This window comes from Mycolicibacterium sp. XJ879, from assembly GCF_053483935.1.
The window spans coordinates 167,296-191,104 of record NZ_JBEFTH010000007.1 but is presented as its reverse complement, the minus strand read 5'-3'; the positions used below and the strand labels follow the sequence as shown (position 1 = coordinate 191,104).

The 23,809-nt window shown below is 68.5% G+C and carries 22 protein-coding genes; 14 read left to right on the top strand and 8 right to left on the bottom strand.

Translation table 11 applies throughout. The features are described 5' to 3' along the window. Positions 1–5: 5 nt before the first annotated feature. Positions 6–1,121, bottom strand: coding sequence for a PDR/VanB family oxidoreductase (locus ABQF13_RS17400; protein WP_448394015.1), 1,116 nt, complete (start codon positions 1,119–1,121; stop codon positions 6–8). Beyond that, positions 1,121–2,035, bottom strand: a complete 915-nt coding sequence (locus ABQF13_RS17395; protein WP_448394014.1) for a metal-dependent hydrolase — start codon at positions 2,033–2,035, stop codon at positions 1,121–1,123. Before ABQF13_RS17395 ends, ABQF13_RS17400 begins: the two co-directional genes overlap by 1 nt. Positions 2,036–2,129: 94 nt before the next feature. On the opposite strand from ABQF13_RS17395, the gene ABQF13_RS17390 reads away from it, so the two are divergent. Both ABQF13_RS17390 and ABQF13_RS17385 read left to right on the top strand, forming a co-directional pair. Further along, positions 2,130–2,975, top strand: coding sequence for a lysophospholipid acyltransferase family protein (locus ABQF13_RS17390; protein ID WP_448394013.1), 846 nt, complete (start codon positions 2,130–2,132; stop codon positions 2,973–2,975). 3 nt (positions 2,976–2,978) lie between these two features. Beyond that, positions 2,979–3,413, top strand: coding sequence for an SRPBCC family protein (locus tag ABQF13_RS17385; RefSeq protein WP_448394012.1), 435 nt, complete (start codon positions 2,979–2,981; stop codon positions 3,411–3,413). Positions 3,414–3,418: 5 nt separating this feature from the next. Here ABQF13_RS17385 and ABQF13_RS17380 read toward each other — a convergent pair whose 3' ends face one another. Continuing rightward, a complete protein-coding gene (locus ABQF13_RS17380; RefSeq protein ID WP_448394011.1) occupies positions 3,419–3,850 on the bottom strand; it encodes a hypothetical protein in 432 nt (143 codons plus the stop codon). 79 nt (positions 3,851–3,929) lie between these two features. Continuing rightward, positions 3,930–6,068 carry a 4-alpha-glucanotransferase gene (gene malQ, locus ABQF13_RS17375; RefSeq protein WP_448394010.1) on the bottom strand — a complete coding sequence of 713 codons (2,139 nt, stop codon included), beginning with the start codon at positions 6,066–6,068 and terminating at the stop codon, positions 3,930–3,932. A 102-nt stretch (positions 6,069–6,170) separates the two neighbouring features. On the opposite strand from malQ, the gene ABQF13_RS17370 reads away from it, so the two are divergent. Beyond that, a complete protein-coding gene (locus ABQF13_RS17370) occupies positions 6,171–7,373 on the top strand; it encodes an MFS transporter (RefSeq protein ID WP_448394009.1) in 1,203 nt (400 codons plus the stop codon). On the opposite strand, the gene ABQF13_RS17365 is transcribed toward ABQF13_RS17370, so the two are convergent. Beyond that, positions 7,342–7,665 (bottom strand): DMT family transporter, encoded by a 324-nt coding sequence (locus tag ABQF13_RS17365; RefSeq protein ID WP_448394087.1) that lies wholly within the window; start codon positions 7,663–7,665, stop codon positions 7,342–7,344. The genes ABQF13_RS17370 and ABQF13_RS17365 overlap by 32 nt on opposite strands. Beyond that, the gene (locus ABQF13_RS17360) at positions 7,665–8,006 is read right to left on the bottom strand and encodes a DMT family transporter (protein ID WP_448394008.1); all 342 of its coding nucleotides are present in this window, start codon (positions 8,004–8,006) and stop codon (positions 7,665–7,667) included. The genes ABQF13_RS17365 and ABQF13_RS17360 overlap by 1 nt, the downstream gene beginning before the upstream one ends. Positions 8,007–8,155: 149 nt before the next feature. On the opposite strand from ABQF13_RS17360, the gene ABQF13_RS17355 reads away from it, so the two are divergent. The 7 genes from ABQF13_RS17355 (at position 8,156) to ABQF13_RS17325 (ending at position 14,585) form a co-directional block, all read left to right on the top strand. After that, positions 8,156–9,712 carry a carboxylesterase/lipase family protein gene (locus ABQF13_RS17355; protein WP_448394007.1) on the top strand — a complete coding sequence of 519 codons (1,557 nt, stop codon included), beginning with the start codon at positions 8,156–8,158 and terminating at the stop codon, positions 9,710–9,712. Between the two features lie 24 nt (positions 9,713–9,736). After that, entirely contained in the window at positions 9,737–10,675 is a 939-nt protein-coding gene (locus ABQF13_RS17350; protein ID WP_448394006.1) for a sterol desaturase family protein, read from the top strand. Positions 10,676–10,851: 176 nt separating this feature from the next. Further along, on the top strand, positions 10,852–11,541 hold the full coding sequence (locus tag ABQF13_RS17345) for an Rv1815 family serine proteinase (protein WP_448394005.1): 690 nt from the start codon (positions 10,852–10,854) through the stop codon (positions 11,539–11,541). 47 nt (positions 11,542–11,588) lie between these two features. Continuing rightward, the gene (locus ABQF13_RS17340; RefSeq protein ID WP_448394004.1) at positions 11,589–11,927 is read left to right on the top strand and encodes an ArsR/SmtB family transcription factor; all 339 of its coding nucleotides are present in this window, start codon (positions 11,589–11,591) and stop codon (positions 11,925–11,927) included. After that, positions 11,924–12,562, top strand: coding sequence for an SRPBCC family protein (locus ABQF13_RS17335; RefSeq protein ID WP_448394003.1), 639 nt, complete (start codon positions 11,924–11,926; stop codon positions 12,560–12,562). The genes ABQF13_RS17340 and ABQF13_RS17335 overlap by 4 nt, the downstream gene beginning before the upstream one ends. A gap of 50 nt (positions 12,563–12,612) precedes the next feature. Beyond that, positions 12,613–13,083 carry a VOC family protein gene (locus ABQF13_RS17330; protein WP_448394002.1) on the top strand — a complete coding sequence of 157 codons (471 nt, stop codon included), beginning with the start codon at positions 12,613–12,615 and terminating at the stop codon, positions 13,081–13,083. Next, positions 13,080–14,585 (top strand): FAD-binding protein, encoded by a 1,506-nt coding sequence (locus ABQF13_RS17325; protein WP_448394001.1) that lies wholly within the window; start codon positions 13,080–13,082, stop codon positions 14,583–14,585. The genes ABQF13_RS17330 and ABQF13_RS17325 overlap by 4 nt, the downstream gene beginning before the upstream one ends. Here ABQF13_RS17325 and ABQF13_RS17320 read toward each other — a convergent pair. Beyond that, the gene (locus ABQF13_RS17320; RefSeq protein WP_448394000.1) at positions 14,582–16,501 is read right to left on the bottom strand and encodes an ABC transporter ATP-binding protein/permease; all 1,920 of its coding nucleotides are present in this window, start codon (positions 16,499–16,501) and stop codon (positions 14,582–14,584) included. The genes ABQF13_RS17325 and ABQF13_RS17320 overlap by 4 nt on opposite strands. A gap of 77 nt (positions 16,502–16,578) precedes the next feature. Beyond that, positions 16,579–18,210, bottom strand: coding sequence for an FAD-dependent monooxygenase (locus ABQF13_RS17315; RefSeq protein ID WP_448393999.1), 1,632 nt, complete (start codon positions 18,208–18,210; stop codon positions 16,579–16,581). 20 nt (positions 18,211–18,230) lie between these two features. On the opposite strand from ABQF13_RS17315, the gene ABQF13_RS17310 reads away from it, so the two are divergent. Genes ABQF13_RS17310 through ABQF13_RS17295 form a run of 4 tightly spaced genes read left to right on the top strand, consistent with a single transcriptional unit; the run spans position 18,231 to position 23,805 of the window. Then, entirely contained in the window at positions 18,231–19,874 is a 1,644-nt protein-coding gene (locus ABQF13_RS17310; RefSeq protein WP_448393998.1) for an acetolactate synthase, read from the top strand. Positions 19,875–19,921: 47 nt separating this feature from the next. Beyond that, the gene (gene secA2 / locus ABQF13_RS17305; RefSeq protein WP_448393997.1) at positions 19,922–22,258 is read left to right on the top strand and encodes an accessory Sec system translocase SecA2; all 2,337 of its coding nucleotides are present in this window, start codon (positions 19,922–19,924) and stop codon (positions 22,256–22,258) included. A 9-nt stretch (positions 22,259–22,267) separates the two neighbouring features. Beyond that, on the top strand, positions 22,268–22,894 hold the full coding sequence (locus tag ABQF13_RS17300; RefSeq protein WP_448393996.1) for a CDP-alcohol phosphatidyltransferase family protein: 627 nt from the start codon (positions 22,268–22,270) through the stop codon (positions 22,892–22,894). Then, a complete protein-coding gene (locus ABQF13_RS17295; RefSeq protein WP_448393995.1) occupies positions 22,891–23,805 on the top strand; it encodes a DUF881 domain-containing protein in 915 nt (304 codons plus the stop codon). Before ABQF13_RS17300 ends, ABQF13_RS17295 begins: the two co-directional genes overlap by 4 nt. The last annotated feature ends 4 nt before the right edge of the window (positions 23,806–23,809 follow it).

Sequence of the window (23,809 nt, the reverse complement as noted above, 5' to 3'; positions counted from 1 at the left end):
ACGGGCTAGAGGTCGAGCGTCAGATGTGCGCCCTCGGTGCCGCGGGAGATGCAGACCAGCATCATGCCGCCGTCCCGTTCGGGGTCGGTGAGCAGCGTGTCACGGTGGTCGACGTCGCCGTCGGCCACCGCCAGCACACGGGTACGGCAGGTTCCGCAAAACCCCTGCTGACAGGAGTACCGGGCGGGTACCCCGGCCCGGTTCAGCGCGCCCAGCAGCGTCTCGTCGGCGCCGACGCGCACCGTGTCACCGGTCGAGGCGGCCGTCACCGAGAACTGCCTGCCGTCGACGACGGGCGGCGCCGCGAACCGCTCGAAATGCAGTTCGACGTCGTCGCGGCCGACCAGTTCGGCGCGGACGGCGGTCAGCATCGCGGCGGGTCCGCACGCGTAGACCGCCGTGCCGCCCGGGCAGTCGCCGAGCAGTTCGGCAGCGCTTGGCAGACCGGACTCGTCGTCGGTGCGGATCGTGACGCGCTCGCCGAACCGGGCGAGCTCGTCGAGGAACGGCAGGCTGTCGCGGGTGCGCCCGACGTACAGCATCGACCAGTCCACGTCGTGCCGCGCCGCGAGGTCGAGCATCGGCAGGATCGGGGTGATCCCGATACCGCCGGCGATGAACCGCAAGCGCCGGGTGGGCGAACCGTAGCCGGGCACGGTCAGCGGGAACGCATTACGCGGCCCCTGCGTGGTGACGGTGACGCCGGGTTGCAGCGCGTCGTGCACTTCGAGGGATCCGCCGCCGCCCTCGGGGATGCGCCGCACCGCGATGCGGTAGGCGTCGCGTACGGCGGGATCCCCACACAGGGAGTACTGACGGATCCGCCCGCTGGGCAGGTGCAGGTCGATGTGGGACCCCGGATACCAGCGCGGCAGCGGACCGCCGTCGGCGCCGACGAGCGTCACCGCGACCACGTCCTGGTCGCGGGCGACGACGCGGCGCTCGGCCGCCTTCAGCGTGATGGTGCGGTCGGCGGGGGCCGGCGGGATCATGTTGCGTACCCGGGCCGAGACGGCCATCATCCCGGTGAACGCCGCGTCGGCCATGCGCAGTGACAGGTCGTGGCGCATCCGGCCGAAGGCACTGGGCGGCGCCTGCCGGATGCGTTGCAGAAACCCCATCAAATGTGCGCGGCGCGGGCCGCGGGGGAGCTGGCGAGATAGGCCACCGCCTGCGCCGTCGAGCCCATCTGTTCGGGGGAGAACCCCGGCCGGAAATACATCAGCGTGTTGGACCCGAACAGCTTGCGGTAGCGGGGCAGCAGCCCCAGCTTGGAGTCGCGCATCCGCAGCCGGTTGAACTTCCACCAGCCGATGTCGGTGTTGGGGTCGGTACGCACCAGGTAATAGGCCGCGCGTTGGAAGAACACGAAGATCATCACCACCGCCATCGTCATGGCCCGGATCCGGTCGAGGTAGCTGTCGTGGAAGTGCACGGCCACATCGTGGGCGACGTTGCGGTGCTCGACCTCTTCGCTGCCGTGCCAGCGGAACAGGTCGACCATCGTCGGGTCGGCGTCGTGGTCCTCCCACGCGCAGTTCAGCGCGAAGTCACCCATCACCGCGGTGTAGTGCTCGATCGCCGCGATCAGCCACAGGCGGTCGCACAGGTGGTTGAGCCGGCGCTTGGGATCGGCGGAAGTGCTTGGCGCGAGCATCTTTTCGAAGACGTACTCGATCTGGTCGAGGATCGGTTTCGGGTCGATGCCGTTGACCACCATGTACTCGTGCAGAACCTGCTCATGCACGTCGGCGTGGGTGGCCTCCTGGCCGATGAACCCGCGCATATCCTCGGCCAGATGCGGATCGGTCACCAGCGGAAGCGCCTCGTTGAAGGTATCGACGAACCACCGCTCGGCAGCGGGCAGCACCACGTTGAGCAGGCTGACCACATTGGCGGCCACCGGATGGCCCGGTATCCAGTGCAGCGGAATGTCGTTGACGTCGAAGTGCACCTTGCGGGCCTGGATCTGCACCGGCCCCGGATCGAACTCCCGGTCGAACCGGCGCGGTCGCAGCGTCGGAATTCTCGCCATGCGGCCTCCCTTCGAGCCAGCGTCGCCATCGAGTCTAAAGCCAGTATGTGGGAACGCAGGTTTCAGGTACGTCCGCCTTGTCAATAACTTCCCCATGGCGGGCGTCAATGACGTGCTCGAATGGGCCAAGCACCAAGTGACCAGCCGGGTTCCAAAGGCCGATCTGGACCAGCGCGACCCCGACTACATCCGCGAACAGCTGCCGGGGCTGTGGCTGGTCGCGTCGCTGTACTTTCGGGCCGACGTGCGCGGCCTGGATCGCATCCCGACCGAGGGTCCGGTGCTGCTCGTCGGAAACCACAGCGGTGGCAATGTTCCGCCGGACACGTTCGTGTTCACGTTGGCGTTCTGCTCCTACTTCGGTGTCGAGCGCCCGTTCTATCAACTCGCGCACAACCTGGTGGTGTCCGCGCCGCCGCTGGCGTCGCTGCGCAAGTTCGGCACCGTCGCCGCCAACCACGAAAACGCGCAACTGGCACTGAAATCCGGCGCGGCGCTGCTGGTGTATCCGGGCGGCGACTACGAGGTGTTCCGGCCGTCGTGGGAACGCAACCGGGTCGATTTCGGTGGCCGCAAGGGCTATGTCCGGCTGGCCCGCGAGGCCGGTGTGCCGATCGTGCCGGTGGCCAGCGTGGGCGGTCAGGAGAGCGTGCTGTTCCTCAGCCGCGGGCAATGGTTGGCCAGACTTCTGCGGGTGGACAAGATGTTTCGGCTCAAGAGCGTGCCGATCGCGATCGCCCCGCCGTGGGGCCTGGTGATCAGTGACCTCGCAGGCCATATCCCGCTGCCCGCGAAGATCACGGTGGAGGTTCAGGAGCCGATTACGGCCGAGGAGGTGCGCGGCGGCGACGACGACGCGGTCCACGACAAGGTCATCGGCAGCCTGCAGGCCGGGGTCGACGCGTTGGCCGCAGAGCGCCGCTTCCCGGTGATCGGCTGATCGATGCGCGTACAACGGCACTGCATCATCGACGCCGGCCGCGACGAGGTGTGGCGGGTGGTCAGCGACCCGGGCTGTTACCCGCAATTCATGGCTAGCCTGCAGCGCTGGGAGACCGTGACCGACGTCGCGCCGGGGGTGGGCGCGCGCTACACCGTGCACTGGAAGATCGGCTCGGTGCCGATCGGCGGGTCGGTGGAGGTCGTCGAGTTCGACCAGCCGCGCGAGCTGTCGTGGATCGGCATCACCGGGGTGTCACAGCGCGGCCGATTCCGGCTGCGCCAAACCTCCGACGGCAAGACGAAGGTGAACTTCCGGCTGTCCTACGAGTCGGCGGGCAACCTGCTCGGGCTGATCGCCGACCGCGTCGCGGCCAGGCAGGTCAGCCGCAACATGGGGCAGACGCTGAAGAACCTCAAACGGATGGTCGAGGGCTAGCGGCCTCAGCCGGGCGGAGGCGGCGGAGGCGGTGGCGCCATGCCGGGTCCTGGGGCGCCCTGGATCGGCACCACCGGGGTCGGGGTGACCGTGGTGACGCCGTTGGATCCCACCCGCGGTCCACCCGACGGACCCATCTGCTCGAGTCGGTCGGCGGCGGCCTGGCTGCAGTCCAGCATCAGCAGGATGCGGCCCCGCGAAGTCACCTTCTGCGTGTCGACCAGGCAGTCGGACTGGCGCAGTTCGCTGCCGAACGAACCGCCGAAATATCCCTTGTAGCCCTGGGCCTGCAGGATGCGCAGCGCCTTGTTGTACGGCTCGCCGACCACGTTGAGGGAGGACGACCCGGCCGGCTGCGACATGGCGATACCCGCGCCGACCAGCGCGGCCCCGCCGGCGGCCACCAGCCCACCGCTGAGCACAACGAGCTTGTTCACGTGATCTCTCCTAAGTCGGTGGCGGTGCGAACATATCGCAGTCGTGACATATGGGAAACCGGAGAACTGACCTCGCGCGTTACACCGGTGGTTGGACCGCGGCCCGCATGATCGCGGCCATCCCGGCCGCGCGGGCATCGGTGAAGACGTCTTCGACCAGGAGTTTCTTCCCGTCGGGACCGGTCAGCGGTATCCGCCAATTGGGGTATTCGTCGGTGGTACCGGGCTGGTTCTGGGTGCGGCGGTCACCGACCGCGTCGGTCAGCGACAACGCGAGCAGCCGCGACGGGGTGCGGCCCAGATACCGGTGCAGCGCGGCGACGATCTCATCGACACTCGCGTCTTCGGAATCGCCCAGCAGCCCGACGCGGCGCAGTTCGGCCAGCCAGGCGGCCTGCTGGGCACGGTCGGCGGCCAGTTCCTCCTCGGCCGGACGGGTCAGCAGCCCGAGCTGTTCACGGAGCCGGACGTGTTCGCCGGCCAGGTAGCCGGCGGTCGGCGGCAGGTCGTGGGTGGTGACGGCGGACAGGCAGTACTCCCGCCACCGTTCGGCGGGCAGGGGCCCGCCTGCGCCGTCGCGGTCGGCCTCGAACCACAGAATCGACGTGCCGAACAGGCCGCGCTGGTGCAGATACTCGCGCACCCACGGTTCGACGGTGCCCAGGTCCTCGCCCACGACGACGGCTCCGGTGCGGTGTGCCTCGAGTGCGACGATGCCGATCATCGCCTCGTGGTTGTATCGCACGTAGGTGCCTTCGGTGGGCGCCGCGCCGTTGGGGATCCACCACAGCCGAAACAACCCGATGATGTGGTCGATGCGGACCCCGCCTGCGTGCCGCAGGACGGCGTTGACCAGCCCCCGAAACGGTTGGTAAGCCCGCTGTTCGAGTTGGTCGGGCCGCCACGGGGGCTGCGACCAGTCCTGGCCGAGCTGGTTGAACTCGTCGGGCGGCGCGCCGGCGGTGACGCCCAGCGCCAGCACATCCTGCAGCGCCCACGCGTCGGCCCCGTTGGGGTCGACCCCGACGGCGAGGTCGTGCATGAGGCCGAGGTCCATGCCGGCCTGCAGCGCCGTGGCCTGCGCGGCGGTCAGCTGATCGTCGAGTTGCCACTGCAGCCAGCGGTGAAAGTCGACGGTGGCGGCTTGCTTTGCGGCGAATTCGGCGACCGCGGGGCGGGCCGGATGCTGAAGTTCCTGCGGCCAGCCGTGCCAGTCGTTGCCGTACTTCTCGGCCAGTGCGCACCACGTCGCGAAGTCGTCGAGGCTGGCGCCCTCGCGGTTGCGGTAGGCGGCGTAGGCCAGGTCGCGGCCGGCCGAACGCGGCACCCGGTGGACGGCCTGCAGGGCGGCGCGCTTGGCCTGCCAGGCCGCGTCGCGGTCGATCAACTCGGCGCGATCGGCGGCAGCCTGGATTTGTTCGCGCGCCTTACGGCTGCGGCCGCGCCGGCGCAGATAGGCGTACTCGGCGATGGCCTCCACCCGCAGGTAAATCGGGTTGACGTAACGCCGCGAGGTCGGCAGGTACGGTGACGGCTCCATCGGGGCGGTCGGCGCTGCGGCGTGCAGCGGGTTCACCAGCAGGAACCCGGCCGCATGTTCGGCTGCCGACCACACGGCCAGATCGGTCATGTCGGTCAAATCGCCGATGCCCCAAGATCTTTGCGAGCGCACGCTATAGAGCTGCACGGCCAGCCCCCAGCTGCGGCCGGTGCCCAGTCGCGGCGGCGCCAGCGAGGCGGGGGTGACGATCACGGCGGTGCTGACGTCGTCGTCGCCGAGTTGCAGGTGCAGTTCGTGATAGCCCAGCGGCAGGTCGGGCGGCACCTCGAAGCTGGCTTCGCCGATCAGTTGTCCATCGAGTTCGTATGGCGCGCTGTGGTTTTCCAGTTGACGCAGGCCGGTGCGGGTGCTGCCGTCCTCGAGCCGCACCCATACCTGCGCCGGGTCGCCGTGGAGGACGTGCACCCAGAACGACGCCGCGGTCCCGGCGCGCGCCACGATCGTCGGGGGCAGCGGCCGGGTCCAGTAGGCGCGGTCGTGCGCGGCCAGCGCGGCGGCGCGCTGCTGTTCGGTGTCGGCCTGCACACCCAGCGCGTCGAGTACGGCGGTGAGCGTGGACTCGGCGACGGTGATGCGTCGGCCGGCCCAGTCTTCGTACTCGGTGGCCACGCCGTAGCGCCGCGCCAACTCGACCAGCGACTGCGGCAGGTCCGTCATACCGTCAATCTTGCCTGTTGGGAATGCACCTCGCTGACCGTCACCACCGGGGTGTACCCACGGGAACCAGCGCGCATGCGTCGGGTCGGTAGGGTGCGGTTCATGGCGTCTGACGCTGTGGAAGCGGCCACGGCGCAGAACCGGCGAGCCCGCATCGCCGTCGCGGTGCTGTTTTTGACCAACGGCGCCGCCTTCGCCACCCTGCTGCCGCGGTATCCGGAGATCAAGACCGACCTGGGACTGTCCAACGCGGTCTACGGCGCGGCGATCGCCGCGTTCTCGGCGGGCGCGCTGGCGGCCGGGTTGACCGCCGCGGCGCTGATCCGGCGGTTCCGCTCGGCCCGGGTGGCGGCGATCGGCGCGATCGGGGTCGCGGTGTTCGTCCTGTTGGCGGGGGTGGCGCCGTCGGCGGTGGCGCTGGCAGGCGCACTGTTTCTGGCCGGTGCGTGCGATGCGGTCACCGATGTCGCGCAGAACGCGCACGGGCTGCGGGTACAGCGCCGCTACAGGCGTTCGATCATCAACTCGTTTCACGCGGTGTGGGCGCTGGGCGCGATCCTCGGCGGGCTGACGGGTGCGGCGGCTATCGCGTTGAACGTCTCGCGGGCCGTGCACCTGGGCGTGGTGGGGGTCGTGCTCAGCGTGGTCGTTCTCATGGCCTACCCGTACCTGTTGGCGGGCCCCGACCACGACGATCACGACAGGTCGGCACGCACCGGCGGTAGCGGAGCAGCGGGCACGACGGTGTATGCGACGCTGCTCGCGCTGGTGGCCATCGCGGTGGCGGGCGCGGTCATCGAGGACGCCGGAAGCTCTTGGGCCACCCTGTATCTGCGCGACGGCCTCGGTGCGCCGGGGCCGGTGGCGGCGTTCGGATACGTCGCGCTGGTGGGCTTCATGTTCGTCGGGCGGCTGATCGGCGACCGGCTAGTCGACCGGTTCGGCGAACGTGCGGTGGTGCGCACCGGCGGGTTCATCGCCACCGCGGGAATGGGTGCGGCCCTGGCCTTTCCGTCCGTGCCCGGCACGATCGCAGGGTTCGCCGCGGCGGGCTTCGGTGTGGCCGCGCTGATCCCGTCGGCGATGCACGGCGCCGATCAGCTGCCTGGGCTGCGTCCCGGCACCGGCCTGACGGTGGTGACCTGGCTGATGCGGATCGGTTTCTTCGGTGCGCCGCTGGTGGTCGGGTTGGTCGCCGACGCCACCAGCCTGCGGGGCGGGTTGCTTTCCGTCCCGATCGCCGGCGCGGCGGTGATGCTGCTGGCCGGTGTGCTCAGTGGGCGACGCCGGCCATCTCGATCGTGAGCACGCCGGCGACGATGAACGCAATACCGACCAGCATCATCAGGGTCAGCGGTTCGCGAAACACCCCGCGGGCGATCAGCGCCACCAACGCCACCCCACAGGCGGTCCAGATCCCGTAGGCCGCCCCCACCGGCATGCCCAGGGCCAGCGTCGTCCACAGCAGATAGAACGACGCCAGGTAGCCGAGGACCACCGGCGCGATCCAAACCCGCTTGCGGAATCCCTCGGATGCCCGCAACGACATCGTCGCGAACACCTCGAACACGATCGCGCCTGCCAGCGTCGCCCACATCACGGCGCGTCCACCGCCGCCGCGCGTTCGGATCCGAATTCGACCAGCAGCACCCCGGCGATGATCAACCCGATGCCCGCGACGATCGGCCAGGTGAACGGGTCGCCGAAGAGCACGGCCGCCAGCGCCGCGGTGCCCGCGGTGCCCAGCGCACCCCAGATGCCGTACGCCACCCCGACCGGCATGCCGGCACGCAGCACCAAGGTCAACAGCGTGAACGCCGTGACGTATCCGGCGATGACCACCGCCAACCACGCCGAGTGGTCATGGGAAGCGCGTAATGACAGTGTGGCGGCGATCTCGGCGATGACCGCCGCGCCAAGCAGCACCCAGTTCCTCACGCGAACAAATTAGTCGACCTGTGCCGAAACTCACCTTTAGCCGACAAAGTGCCTGGTAGCACCCACCACAACGGCGATATCGGCCTCCGGGCGCGGCGTAACCTGAAGTGGTTGGAACTGCTCGAGATGAGCCGACGCAAGGAGTTCGCATGACGGCCGACGCACGACGCGCAACCGATCACGCGCTCGTCGTCGACACCGCCAACGGGCCGGTGCGCGGAATCGACGACGGAACGGTCAAGTTCTGGAAGGGGATTCCCTATGCCGCCGCGCCGGTGGGCGAACGGCGCTGGCGCGCACCCGAACCGCCGCAGCGGTGGATCGAGCCGCGCGACGCCACCCGGGTGGGCCCGGTGTGCCCGCAGCCCACCGACGCGAAAATCCCGATCGACCTCGGCGCCCCGCAGGGTGACGACTGCCTGACGCTCAACGTGTGGGCGGCCTCCGACATCGAGGCCGGTGCGGGCAAACCGGTGATGGTCTGGGTCCACGGCGGCGCCTACATCCTGGGCTCCTCGGCACAGCCGCTGTATCACGGTCGTGCGCTGGCCAGCTCCGGCGACGCCATCATCGTCACCATCAACTACCGGCTGGGCGCGCTGGGGTTCCTGGACCTGTCGTCGTTCGGCGACCAGTTCGCCACCAACATCGGTATGCGTGACGTGCTGTTCGCGCTGCAATGGGTGCGCGACAACATCGCCGCGTTCGGGGGAGACCCCGACCGGGTGACGATCTTCGGCGAGTCGGCGGGCGCCGGCATCATCACCACGCTGCTGGCCAGCCCGGCGGCCGAAGGACTGTTCTCCGCGGCAATCGCGCAGAGTTCACCGGCGACGTCGATCTATGACCAAACGCGTGGACGACGCATCGCCGAACAGTTCCTCGCCGCACTGGATGTGCGCGCCGACGAAGCCCACCGGCTGGCCTCGGTTCCCATCTCGGCCGTCAACGCCGCAGCCCAACGGGTCTTCGACGCCGTCCCGTCGACCACGCCGGGCACGCTGGCGTTCGCCCCGATCATCGACGGCGACATCGTGCCCGCGCACCCGGTGGAACTGGCCCGCGAAGGCCGCACCCACCCCGTCCCGCTGACCATCGGCACCAACAAGCACGAGGCCGCGCTGTTCCGCTGGATGAAGTCGCCGCTGATGCCGATCACGCCGAAGGCGATCCGGGAGATGTTCGCCACGATCGCCGCCGAACAGCCGGGACTGCAGCTGCCGAGCGAGGCGCAGATCCGGGCGGCCTACCGCGGCAGACCCAAGATCATCGGCATGGGCGTGGCCCGCGACATCGGCTTCCGTATGCCCTCGATCTGGTTCGCCGAAGGCCACTGCCAGGTTGCACCCGTGTACCTCTACCGCTTCGACTTCGCCACCCCGATGCTGCGGCTGCTGCGGCTCGACGCCGCTCACGCCACCGAACTGCCGTTCGTGTGGGGCAACCTGGTCGCCGGCCCCAGGGACCCGACGTTCAAGCTCGGCGGGCTGAAGGCCGGCAGAGCCGTTTCGGCGCGCATGCGGACCCGCTGGCTGAACTTCGCCGTCGACGCCACCCCGTCAGGCCCGCAGGGCGATCCGCTGTGGCGTCCGTACCGCAACGACGACCGAGCCACCCTGACCATCGACGCCCAGGACCGGGTGGTCGACGACCTCGACGCCGACGTGCGCACCGCCTGGGGTGATCAGGTTCTCAGCTTCCGCTAGACCGTAGACTTGCGGGCTGGAGGGATGGCGTTGGACTGGATTTTTGCGGACGTGCTGCCGCCGTTGATGCACGACCCGGTGATGTACGCGGTGCCGTTCTTCTTGCTGCTGCTGGTCATCGAATGGGCCGCGGCCCGCAAGTTGGCCCACGACGAACGACGTGCCCCGGCAGGCGCCTACTCCAAACCCGACGCCTGGGCCAGCATCTCGATGGGTGTGGTGTCGATCGGCACCAGCGGGGTGCTCAACTTCGTCGCACTGCTGGCCTACGCAGCCCTCTACGCTTACGTCGCACCGTGGCACCTGCCCGCCAACGCCTGGTACACCTGGGTCATCGCGATCGTCGGCGTCGACCTGATGTATTACCTCTACCACCGGATCGCGCACCGGGTGCGGCTGATCTGGGCCACGCATCAGGCCCATCACTCCAGCCAATACTTCAACTTCGCCACCGCGCTGCGGCAGAAGTGGAACATCAGCGGCGACGTGTTGCTGCGTGCGGTGCTGCCGCTGCTGGGCGTGCCGCCCTGGCTGGTGTTCGCCAGCTTCTCGATCAACCTGATCTACCAGTTCTGGATCCACACCGAACGCATCGGAAAGCTCTGGGCGCCAGTCGAGTTCATCTTCAACACCCCCTCGCACCACCGGGTGCACCACGGGATGGACAACCAGTACCTGGACAAGAACTACGGCGGCATCCTCATCGTGTGGGACCGCCTGTTCGGCACCTTCGCGCCCGAAACCGTGCGGCCGCACTACGGGCTGACCAAGCAAGTCGACACCTACAACATCTGGAAGCTGCAGACCTACGAGTACGTAGCGATCCTGCGCGATATGCGCGAGGCCACCCGGTGGCGCGACAAGCTCGGCTACGCGTTCGGCCCGCCCGGCTGGCAACCGGCCGAACGCCGCGTGTCCGATGCGCCCCGCATCGCGGATCCGGCGGCCGAACTCTCCGCCTAAACTTTCTTTCGCGCGGCCGTAACGTTCCCGTGATCTTGAGCGATGGCCAAGGATAGGTGCCACCGTACGCGGTTGCTGCTGGTCGGGCGGATTATGAGTTCTCTGGCTCGGGTACAGGAAACTGCATCACAGCGGTACCGTTGTCACCCTGTTACTCGAGAGGATCGGTGCGGAAGATGCTCCGACGACGATTTCGCGCGATGGCAGCGTTGGCCGCCCCGATCATCGCGCTCACAACCCCCTTGGCGCCGGTAAGCGCCTCACCCGGCATCGTCGTGCATCCCGGGATGGAGATCCGCCAAGACAATACCGTGTGCACGCTGGGATTCGTGGATTTGCACGCGCGTGTCGCGTTCACCGCCGGGCACTGCCGGGGCAGCGGTCATGTCCGCGACCGCAACGGCAACTTCGTCGGCACCCAGGTGCAGTTCCGCGACAACACCCCCAACGGCGCCACCGTCGACACCAACCATCAGATCACCGACTGGCAGATCATCGGCCTGGGCCCCGACGTGGCGGTCAACAACGTCCTTCCCGGCGGACGGCTGCTGGTGTCGGATCCCGCCGTCGTGCCCACCCCGGGTCTGCCCGTCTGCCACTTCGGCGTCGTCACCGGGGAGAGCTGCGGAACCATCGAATCGGTCAACAACGGCTGGTTCACGATGGGCAACGGCGTCGTCAGCGGTAAGGGCGACTCCGGCGGACCCGTCTATGTGGTGACCCCGGATGGTCGGGCGGCGATCATCGGAATGTTCAACAGCACGTGGGGGCAGTTCCCCGCGGCGGTGTCGTGGCAGGTGACCAGCGCGCAGGCCCGCGAGGGGGTCATCTCCGCGGCGTCGAGCAACGCCGGACCGATGCCGTAACTTCATTAAGTATTGATTTATATAAGTCGTAGCTTTAGTTTGGGTGGGTGCACGCGTTCGACGTCTTGGGCGATCCGGTGCGCCGCCGCATCCTCGAACTGCTCGCCGACGGTGAAATGTCGGCGGGGGCCATCGGATCGGCGATCCAAAGTGAGTTCGCGATCACCCAGCCAGCGGTGTCGCAACATCTGAAAGTGCTGCGCGATAACGGGTTTACGTCGGTGCGGCCGGACGGTCAACGGCGACTCTATGCCGTCGACGGTGCGGGGCTGCGCGAAGTCCACGAGTGGCTGGAGGGGTTCCGCCGGTTCTGGACACCGCGACTGGATGCGTTGGCCACCGAGATCGCGCGCGGCAAACGGCAACGGCGAAAGAAGACGACATGATCGACGTCAACGTCGAGTACCAGATCAACGCGGTGCAGCGGACTTTCGGCGCCCGGACCATCGAATCCGGGCAGGCCCACGTCGCCACCATCAGCCAGACCTACGACACCGAGGCCGACGACCTCTGGAATGCGGTCACCGACATCGAACGCATACCGCGGTGGCTGATGCCGATCTCGGGTGACCTGCGGCTCGGCGGGTCCTACCAGCTGGAGGGGCAGGCCGGAGGCACCATCCTGACGTGTGACCCGCCGCGCAACTTCACCGCCACCTGGGAGTACGGCGGCGGCACCAGCTGGATCGACGTCACGGTCAGCAGCGAGGGACCGCACCGGGCGCGGTTGGTGATCGAGCACATCGCCCACGTGGACGACGACATCTCCCGTATGTACGGGCCGGGCGCCGTCGGCATGGGGTGGGATTCCATGGTGCTGGGGCTGGCGATCCATCTGCGCACGGGCGAATCCGTCGACCCGGCCGCTGGACAGCAGTGGCTGGGCACCGACGACGGCCGGCGCTTTCTGACGCTGTCCAGCGAGCGGTGGTACGACGCGAACGTAGCTCAGGGCGAAGACCCCGTCGCCGCGCGGGAGATGGCCGATCGCTGTCTCGCGGCCTACCTCGGCGAAGGCTGAACTAGAACACGTTCTAGCCAACGGTGCGGGGCGGCGATATCCTCGACGCGATGCTTGCCCAGACACCTGTCCAAGTCGCGTGGGTGACCCGGGATCTCGACGCCACCGAAGCGGCGCTGACCACGCTGCTCGGCGCCAAGAAGTGGATCCGCATGCCCAGCGTGCACTTCGCCCCCGATGCCTGCACCTACCGCGGCCGTCCCGCGGATTTCGTCGCCGCCATCTCGCTGAGCTACGCCGGGGACACCCAGCTGGAGATCATCGCGCCGGTTCGCGGGGACAGCATCTATACGGAGTTCCTCGACCGCGTCGGGCCGGGCTTGCATCACATCTGCGTGGAGGTCGACGACGTGGACGCGGCACTGACCGAACGGGGCGCCGAGGCGGTGCAGCGCGGCGTGATGCCGGGCGGTATGGACTTCGCCTACATCGAAGCCCCCGGCGTGCCCTACCTCGAGATCGCCTACGTGCCCGACGAGATTCGCGCCTACTTCGACTACATCAAACAGGAGCAACAGTGAGCGAACTGGACATTCCCGACACCGTCGACGCGGCCGAGGTGGCGGCGTGGTCCGACGAGGTCGACGTCGTCGTCATCGGTTTCGGTATCGCCGGCGGCTGCGCGGCGGTCAGCGCGGCGGCCGCGGGCGCGTCGGTGCTGGTGCTGGAACGTGCGGCCGCAGCGGGCGGGACGACCTCGATGGCCGGCGGGCACTTCTATCTCGGCGGCGGCACCGCCGTGCAGCAGGCCACCGGGCACGGCGACAGCGCCGAGGAGATGTACAAGTACCTCGTCGCGATGTCGCGCGAGCCCGAGCACGACAAGATCCGCGCGTACTGCGAAGGCTCCGTCGAACACTTCAACTGGTTGGAGGACTTGGGGTTTCAGTTCGAGCGCAGCTACTACCCTGGCAAGGTCGTCGTCCCGCCGGGCACCGAAGGCCTGTCCTACACCGGCAACGAGAAGGTGTGGCCGTTCTGCGAACAAGCCAAACCGGCGCCGCGTGGCCACTCCGTGCCCGTACCGGGTGAGCTGGGCGGCGCCGCCATGGTCATCGACCTGCTGCTCAAGCGCGCCACCGACCTGGGCGTGCACATCCGCTACGAGACCGGGGTGACCAACCTCGTCGTCGACGACGGGTCGGTGGTCGGGGTGGCCTGGAAGCACTTCCGCGACACCGGCGCGGTCAGGGCCAAGTCGGTGATCATCGCCGCGGGCGGGTTCGCGATGAACCCCGAGATGGTCGCGCGCCACACCCCGGCGTTGGGCCAGCAGCGAAAAACCAAACACCACGGTGTGGTGGAGCCCTACATCCTGGGCAACCCGCACGACGATGGCCTGGGCATCCGGATGGGCGTCTCGGCGGGCGGCGTCGCCAAGAACCTGGACCAGCTGTTCATCACCGCAGCGGCCTATCCGCCGGAGATCCTGCTGACCGGCGTCATCGTCAACAAGGACGGTAAGCGGTTCGTCGCCGAGGACTCCTACCACTCACGGACATCGGCATTCGTGCTGGAGCAGCCCGAGCAGAAGGCCTACCTGGTCGTCGACGAAGCGCACATGCAGATGCCCGAGATGCCGCTGATCAAGTTTATCGACGGCTGGGAGACGATCGCCGAAATGGAAGCCGCGCTTGGCATTCCGGAAGGCAACCTGGCGGCCACCCTCGAGCGCTACAACGCCGACGCCGCCCGCGGTGAGGACCCCGACTTCCACAAACAGCCCGAATACCTTGCGGCCCAAGACACGGGGCCGTGGGCCGCGTTCGACCTGTCGCTGGGCGTGGCGATGTACTCGGGCTTCACGATGGGCGGTCTGGCGGTGTCGATCGACGGCGAGGTGCTGCGCGAGGACGGCAGCGTCGTGCCGGGGTTGTACGCGGCAGGCGCGTGCGCGTCCAACATCGCCCAAGACGGCAAGGGCTACGCCAGCGGCACGCAGTTGGGCGAGGGGTCGTTCTTCGGGCGGCGGGCGGGTGGACACGCAGCCCGGCGCGCGGGTGGGCACGCCGCCCGCGGCTAGACGGGTACCGGCTCGTCCTGGATGCGGCCGAGCCGCCACTCACCGTCGCCGAGCAGCTTGAGCTCGTGGGTGTGGTGCTGTTCCACGCTGCTGCGGTGGCTGACGGAAACCAGGATGGTGTCGGGCAGTTCGGTGCGCACGAGGTCATAGAGCAGGAACTCCAGGCCCTCGTCGAGCGCGGACGTGGACTCATCGAGGAAGACTGCCTTGGGTTTGGTCAACAGGATGCGGGCGAACGCGATCCGCTGCTGTTCGCCGGGGGAGAGCACCTTGGCCCAGTCGTCGACCTCGTCGAGGCGGTCCCCGAGATGCGACAGCGCGACCTTGGTCAGCGTGTGCCGCAACATCTCGTCGTCGATGCTGCCCACTTCGCTCGGGTAGCTCACCACCGTGCGCAGGTCACCGAGCGGCACGTAGGGCAACTGCGAGAGGAACATCGTCTCGTTGGGTCCGCACGGGCGCGTCAGCGCCCCTGAGGTGAACGGCCACAACTGGGCCAGGCTGCGCAGCAGGGTGGTCTTGCCGCTGCCGGACGGCCCGGTGATTACCAACGTGTCGCCGACTTCCAGCCGCATGTCGAGCGGTTTGACCAGTTGCTTGCCGTCGGGCGTGCGGACCTCCACGTCGGCGAGTTCCACGGTGCCGTCGACGCACGGGTTGGTGATCAGCTCCGGCAGCGCCCGGCCCTCGTCGTTGGCCAGCACCAGGCCGTGCAGCCGGATGATCGCCGCCCGGTATCCGGCGAACTGGTCGTAGGCGTTGCGGAAGAACGACAGGCCCTGCTCGATATTGCCGAACGCCGCGGCGGTCTGTGTCATCGCGCCGAGGGTGATCTCGCCGGACAGAAACCGCGGAAACTGCAGCAGGTAGGGCGGCACCACGATGATCTGGTCCATCGAGAGGTTCCACCCGTAGAAGCCCATCATGCGGTTGATGTAGCGCTTGTAGTTCGACACCACGGGCGCGAAGAGCCGCCGCAGGCCCGCGCGTTCGGCGAGTTCGCCGCGGTAGAACGCGACAGCCTCAGCTGCGTCGCGCAACCGCACCAGCGCGTACCGGAACGCGGCGTTGTACTTCTCGTTGCGAAACGACAACCAGATGATGGGCCTGCCGATCCAGAACGCGAAGACCGACGCCAACAGCACGTAGGCCAGCAGGATCCAGAACATGGCCTTGGGCACGGCGATCCCGACCACCGGCAGCGTGAGCGTGCCGGACAGGTTCCACAGAATGGCGGTGAACGAGATCATCGAGGCGACGGCGTTGACCGCACCGAACAGCAGGGTGGCCGTCGAGGTGTTGTTGGGGGTGTTCGGCAGTCCGCCCACGCCGGCGGTGAAGATGTCGATGTCCTGCTGGATGCGCTGATCCGGGTTGTCGATCGTGTCGTCGATGAACCGGGTGCGGTAGTAGGCCTTGTCGTCGAGCCAGTCGGTGGTGAGGCGGTCGGTGAGCCACACCCGCCAGGCCAGCATGAACCGCTGGGTCATGAACAGGTCGAGCATGATCCGCGCGACGTGCAGCACCGCCAGGAGCGCGAAGACCAGCATCGACATCCAGAAGCCGGCCTCGCCGGAGTCCCGGACGGCGGCGTCGCCGGTGCCCAGGCCGGACGCCACCACCTGGAAGCTGGTCATCATGTCGTTGCCCTGATAGGTGAACAGCACCGAGAGCCGAACACCCACGATCACCGACAGCAGCAGGGCGGCCAGCCAGAGCCAGACCTTGACGCTTTCGGGGCCCTTGAAGTAGCCGCCGGTGATGCGCCAGAACTGGCGCCCCCACGTGGTGAATTTCGCGATGAGCACCACGACGATCAGCGTGGCGATCGCCGCCATCACCCAGGCGCGCGCGACCCAGACCAGCGAAGTCCACAGCTCGTGTCCCCAGTCCAGCGTCGGGACAAAACTTTCCATTCGGGCAAAGTACCTTTCCGAAACGCCGTCAGCGCTGCAGAGAGCTCAACTGCTCGCTGCGGCGTTCGCCGGCGAAGCTACCGCAGCGCGGCGAATGTCGCCTGCAAGTGGTTGACCACACCGTCGGCGTCGACGCGCGGCGCGGCAAGACCGAGGTAGCCATCGGGCCGCACGACGAACGCCGCTTCTGCGCCGGTTGCGTAGGCGCGGGCGAAGTCTCCGCCGGTGTCGCGGATCAGCGGCAACGTGGTGGCGGCGACGGCGGCTCCGGGCGCGGCGATCAGATACCCCCTGGCCTGACCATGGGCGGCCCGGACCGCCTGGTCGACGACGCGCTCGAAACGCTCGAGGTCGCCGGCCCCGTGCTGCTCGCCGGCGTAGAGCAGCACGGTGTGGCCACGTCCGAACAGGGTGTACAGCCGCACAGGGGCGGTAACCGCGGCGCGGGTCAACCCGGCGACATCCGGTGCCCGGGTGCCCGCGCGGGGCCCAGATGTCGCGGGCCCGGCGGCTCCGGGCGACACGATCGGGCTGTCGGCGTAGTCGATGAGCAGTTGCGCCTCGCGGCGGATGACGAACCCGACATCGGTGGAATCGGCGCCGATACCGTCGCGTGCGCTTCGCACGGTTCGCCCCACCACCTCCTCGCCGACGGGCCGTCGCTCCGCGTCGTAGCTGCCGAGCAACTCCGGCGAGGCCTGCCCGGCGGCGGCGAGCGCCAACTTCCACGCCAGGTTGTGCGCGTCCTGGATGCCGGTGTTCATGCCCTGCGCACCGGTGGGCGGGTGGATGTGGGCCGCGTCGCCCGCGACGAACACTCGATCGCGGCCATAGGAGTCCACGATGCGGTGACTGATGCGAAACACCGAGGACCAGCGCAGGTTTCGCGCAGTCGTTGGCTCGGGAGACAGCCGATCGAGCACGGCCTGGATGTGGTGCAGTTCGGGCTTGCGGCCACCTTCGAAGCCGTGCGCCACGCCGTCGGGAGCAGCGGCGCTGAGCTCAGCGGGCACCAGCATGGACATCCGGTAGCGGTTGCGGCCCGGCAGTGGGATGCACACCAGCAGGTCGTCGGTGTTTCCGTCGGTCTGGCGCATCGACCGCACGCCGTAGCCGCGCGGCATCGACCAGTCCACCTCGACGTCGCCGAGCATGTACTGCTCGTCGAATGCCGCACCCTCAAACGTCAGGCCCAGGCCCTTGCGCACCGTGCTGTGGGCGCCGTCGGCGCCGACGAGAAAGCCCGCACGCAACGTCTCTTCGCCGCTGTCACCAGCCAGCGTCGCGGACACGCCGTCGGCGTCTTGGTCGAACCCGGTCAGCCGGACCCCGCGCTCAATCCGCCCACCGCAGGCGGTGAGTTCGGCGGCCAGCACCCGCTCGGTGGCGTACTGCGGAATCGCGATGAAACCGAACGGCACGTCGAGGGGCAATGTCAGGTCGAGCTGCGCGGCTTTCTCGCCGTTGACGTAGACGATCTGGCCGTGCATCGGGATCGCCGCGTCCAGGATGCGGTCAAGCACACCCATACTCTCGAATACTTCGAGTGTATGTGGTTGCACCCCAACGGCTTTCGCGTATTGCGGTGGTTCGGACAGTGGATCGACGATGCGACAGTCCACACCGCGGCGGGTCAACTCGATCGCGGCGGTGAGACCGACAGGCCCCGCTCCGGCGATGAGCACTTGGGTTTTCCTGGGCCTCGGCACCCGGTGATTATGCTCCCGGTATGAGCACCGACGCTGCGGAGCCCGCCACGGTGAACGCGGGCCACCTGATCGCCCGGCGGCTGCGGGCCAGCGGTATCGACACGATCTTCACGCTCTCCGGTGGCCATCTGTTCTCGATCTACGACGGCTGCCGCGCCGAGAACATCCGGCTGATCGACACTCGCCACGAGCAGACCGCGGCGTTCGCCGCGGAAGGCTGGTCCAAGGTCACCCGCGTGCCCGGTGTCGCGGCGCTGACCGCCGGGCCGGGCGTCACCAACGGCATGAGCGCGATGGCCGCCGCCCAGCAGAATCAGTCGCCGCTGGTGGTGCTGGGCGGACGGGCTCCGGCGTTGCGGTGGGGCCAGGGTTCGCTGCAGGAGATCGACCACGTCCCGTTCGTGGCGCCGCTGGCCCGGTTCGCCGCGACCGCGGATTGCCCCGACGCCGTCGCGCCGCTGATCGATAAGGCGCTGCGCGCCGCCGTCGGCGCCCCCTCGGGCGTGGCGTTCGTCGACTTCCCGATGGATCACGTGTTCAGCGAGGCCCGCGACCACGGCGCACCCGGCGCGCTGACCGGTGCGCCTGCGGGCGCCGCGCCCGACGGCGATGCCGTCGACACCGCCGTGCGTCTGCTGTCGCAGGCGCAACGGCCCGTCATCATGGCAGGCACCAACGTCTGGTGGGGGCACGCCGAGACCGCACTGCGCGACCTCGCCGAGACGCTGCGGGTCCCGGTCCTGATGAACGGTATGGCCCGCGGGAGCGTGCCCGCCGACCACGAGCTCGCGTTCTCCAGGGCCCGCTCAAAAGCGTTGGGGGAGGCCGATGTTGCGTTGGTGATCGGCGTACCGCTGGACTTTCGACTGGGCTTCGGCGGCGTGTTCGGCGCCGAGACCAAACTTGTGGTCGCCGACCGCGTCGCACCGCAGCGCCCGCATCCGCGCGAGGTGGCGGCCGGCCTGTACGGCGATCTGGGCCAGATCCTGGCCGCGTTGGCGGCGGCCACCCCGGCCGGACATGCGGACTGGATCGAACAGTTGCGCACGGTGGAGAGCGCCGCGCGGCAGGCCGAGACCGCCGACCTCGCCGACGACCGCGCACCACTTCACCCGATGCGGATCTACGCCGAATTGAAGGCGCTGCTGGATCGCGACGCCATCGTCGTCATCGACGCAGGCGATTTTGGCTCGTATGCGGGTCGGGTGATCGACAGCTACGTGCCGGGCGCCTGGCTGGACAGCGGGCCGTTCGGCTGTCTGGGCTCCGGCCCCGGGTACGCGCTGGCCGCCAAGCTGGCCCGGCCCGACAGGCAGGTGGTGCTGCTGCAGGGCGACGGCGCGTTCGGGTTCTCCGGTATGGAGTGGGACACGCTGATCCGCCACGGTGTCCAGGTGGTGTCGGTCATCGGCAACAACGGCATCTGGGCGCTGGAGAAGCATCCGATGGAGATGCTGTACGGGTACTCGGTGGTGGCCGATCTGCGGCCGGGCACCCGCTATGACGAGGTAGTCGCGGCGCTGGGCGGGCACGGTGAGTTGGTGTCGACGCCGGCCGAGCTGCGCCCGGCCCTGCAGCGCGCGTTCTCGGTGGGGGTTCCCGCGGTGGTCAATGCGCTGACCGATCCGGCAGTGGCCTACCCGCGCCGCTCGAACCTGGCCTGAGGCCGCAGGCTCACCGGCCGGTGAGCAGGGACGCGTACCGTATCTGTGTGGCTAAGACCAAGACCCGCACGACAGGTCGTGTCAGCAACCGGTTCTGGAAACTGCTCGGCGCGAGCACCGACCGGGACCAGGCGCAGTCGTTGGCGCAGGTGCGCAAATCGACCGAATTCGATGAGCGAGCAGCCGACCTCGACGCCGAACAACTGCGCAAGGCCGCCAAGTTGCTGAACCTCGAGGACCTGGCCGACTCGACCGACATCCCGCAGTTTCTGGCGATCACCCGCGAAGCCGCCGAGCGCACGACCGCGCTTCGCCCCTTCGACGTCCAGCTGCTCGGTGCGCTGCGGATGCTGGCAGGCGACGTGGTCGAGATGGCCACCGGCGAAGGCAAGACGCTCTCCGGTGCGATCGCCGCGGCCGGCTATGCGCTCGGCGGCAGGCGCGTGCACGTCATCACGATCAACGACTACCTCGCCCGCCGCGACGCCGAGTGGATGGGCCCGCTGCTGGAGGCGCTCGGGCTGACGGTCGGCTGGATCACGGAGAAGTCCACCGCCGAGGAGCGCCGCGCGGCCTACCGCTGCGACGTCACCTACGCCTCGGTGAACGAGGTCGGCTTCGACGTGCTGCGCGACCAGCTGGCCACCGATGTCGCCGACCTGGTGTCGCCGAACCCCGATGTGGCGCTGATCGACGAGGCCGACTCGGTGCTGGTCGACGAGGCGCTGGTGCCGCTGGTGCTGGCCGGAACCACCCACCGGGAGACGCCGAAGGTCGAAATCATCCAGATGGTGGGCGACCTCACCGCCGGCCTGGACTTCGACACCGACGACGACAACCGCAACGTGCACCTCACCGACGTCGGCGCCAGAAAGCTGGAGGCCAAGCTCGGCGGCATCGACCTGTACTCGGAGGAGCACGTCGGCAGCACGCTCACCGAGATCAACGTGGCGCTGCACGCGCACGTGCTGCTGCAGCGCGACGTGCACTACATCGTCCGCGACGGCGCCGTGCGCCTGATCAACGCCTCCCGCGGCCGCATCGCCCAGCTGCAACGCTGGCCCGACGGTCTGCAGGCCGCCGTCGAGGCCAAGGAGGGCATCGAAACCACCGAGACCGGTGAGGTGCTCGACACCATCACCGTGCAGGCGCTGATCAACCGGTACCCGAGGGTGTGCGGAATGACCGGCACCGCGCTCGCGGCCGGTGAGCAGCTGCGCCAGTTCTACAAGCTGGCCGTCTCCCCAATTGCGCCTAACACCCCCAACATTCGCCAGGACGAGCCCGACCGGGTGTACGCCACCCAGGCCGCCAAGAACGACGCCATCGTCGAGCACATCTCAGAAGTGCACAAAACCCGCCAACCCGTGCTGGTTGGCACCCACGACGTCGCCGAATCCGAGGATCTGCACCGGCAGCTGGTCAAGGCCGGCGTCGCCGCCGTGGTCCTCAACGCCAAGAACGACGCCGAGGAGGCCGCAGTGATCGCCGAGGCCGGCAAGCTCGGCAGCGTCACGGTGTCCACCCAAATGGCCGGCCGCGGCACCGACATCCGGCTCGGCGGATCCGACGCCGACGACCAATCGGACAAGAAGAAAGAGGTCGCCGAACTCGGCGGGCTGCACGTCGTCGGCACCGGCCGCCACCACACCGAGCGGCTGGACAACCAGCTGCGCGGCCGCGCGGGCCGCCAGGGCGACCCCGGATCGTCGGTGTTCTTCTCCAGCTGGGAAGACGACGTCGTCGTCGCCCATCTCGAGCCCAACAAGCTCCCGATGGACACCGACGACACCGGGCGCGTCGTCAGCCCCAAGGCCGCCACCCTGCTGGACAACGCGCAGCGCATCGCCGAGGGTCGGATGCTCGACATCCACGCGAACAACTGGCGCTACAACCAGCTGATCGCGCAGCAGCGCGGCATTATCGTCGAACGTCGAAACACGTTGCTGCGCACCGCGGTTGCTCGTGAGGAGCTCGAGGAACGGTCACCGAAGCGCTACGCCGAACTGGTCGAGAACCTCGGTGCGGAGAAACTGGAGAAGATCTGCCGGTTGATCATGCTGTATCACCTGGACCGGGGCTGGGCCGACCACCTGGCGTACCTGTCCGATATCCGCGAGAGCATCCACCTGCGCGCCCTGGGTAACCAGACGCCGATCGACGAGTTTCACCGGATGGCCGTCGACGCGTTCGCCTCGCTGGCCGCCGACGCGATCGAGGCCGCCCAGCAGACATTCGAGACCGCGCAGTCCATCGAAGACGAACCCGGCGTGGACTTGTCCAAACTGGCGCGGCCCACCTCGACGTGGACCTACATGGTCCACGACAATCCGCTCGCCGACGACTCGCTCTCTGCGCTTAGCCTGCCCGGGGTGTTCCGCTAGGTTTAGCCCATGACCGAGGCGCATGGCCAGGCGCCTTCGCCGCCGGATGCCACAGGTACCGCCCGCGACCGGGTGCTGACCGTTCCCAACGTGCTGAGCGCGGTGCGCTTGGCGCTGGTGCCGGTGTTTCTCTGGCTGTTGCTGGCCGCCGACGCCACCGCCTGGGCGGTGGGCGTGCTGATGTTCAGCGGGTTCTCCGACTGGGCCGACGGCAAGATCGCCCGGCTCGTCGACAACCAGTCGTCGCGGCTGGGGGAGTTGCTCGATCCGACGGTCGACCGCATCTACATGCTGGTGGTCCCGGTGGCGATGGCGTTTCACGGCTCGCTGGCGTGGTGGATCGTGGCGACCTTGCTCGTCCGAGACGCCGCGCTGTCCGCGACGCTGCCGTCGCTGCGCGCCCGCGGGCTCACGGCCCTGCCGGTGACCTACATCGGCAAGGCAGCCACGTTCGCGTTGATGTCGGGGCTGCCGCTGATCCTGTTGGGGCAGTGGGATGCGTTGTGGAGCCGCGTGATCCTGGCCTGCGGATGGGGGTTTCTGATCTGGGGGCTGGCCATGTATGTGTGGTCGGGTGTGCTGTATCTGTTGCAGGTGGGCCTGGTGATCCGCCGCATGCCCAAGGTGTCGCGATGACCCAGAGCTTCCGCAACTCGCTGGGCGGATACGACCCGAACGCCGGCCGCAGCGCGCACGCGGCCGACAAGCCGACGTTGATCCCGGTGCCGTCGCTGCTGCGGTCGTTGCTGACCGAACATCTCGACCCCGGTTACGCCGCCGCCGCGCAGGCCAAGGCGACGGGTAAGCGCCGACCGCGCTGGCAGAACTGGGCCTGGCAGCTGTGCGGGGCGCTGCTGATCGCCGTCGTGTTCGCCACCGCGATGGCCCAGGCCCGCAGCACCGCCACCGGCGTCCGCGAAACTCAACACGCGCTGGCGGGCAGCGTGCGCTCGGCGGAGTCCGCGACTTCCGATCTGGCCGCGCGCCGCGACGCGTTGGCCGCGCAGGTCGGCGCCGAACGCCGCAGCCGCCTCGAAGGCGACGCCCACGGCCAACAGCTGTTGGACGAGCTCGACGACGCGGACTTCGCCGCGGCCGCCACCGGGGTGATCGGCCCTGGCCTGACGATCACGGTCACCGATCCGGGCGTCTCGCAGAACCTCACCGACGTTTCCAAACAACGGCTGCCCGGAAGCCAGCAGGTGATCCTGGACCGCGATCTGCAGCTGCTGGTCAACTCGCTGTGGGCCAGCGGCGCGGAGGCGGTGTCGGTGGGCGGCGTGCGGGTCGGGCCCAACGTCACTGTCCGGCAGGCCGGGGGCGGCATCCTGGTGGACAATCAGCCGATCGTCAGCCCGTACGTCATCCTGGCGGTCGGACCGCCCAACACGATGAAGGACATCTTCGAACGCAGCCCCGGCCTCCAGCGGCTTCGGCTGCTCGAGATCTCCTACGGGGTGGGCGTGCAGGTCAGCGCCACCGACACCGTCACGGTGCCCGCCGGTTCGGTACGAGAAATCAACTTCGCCAAGCAGATTGGTCAGTAACCAC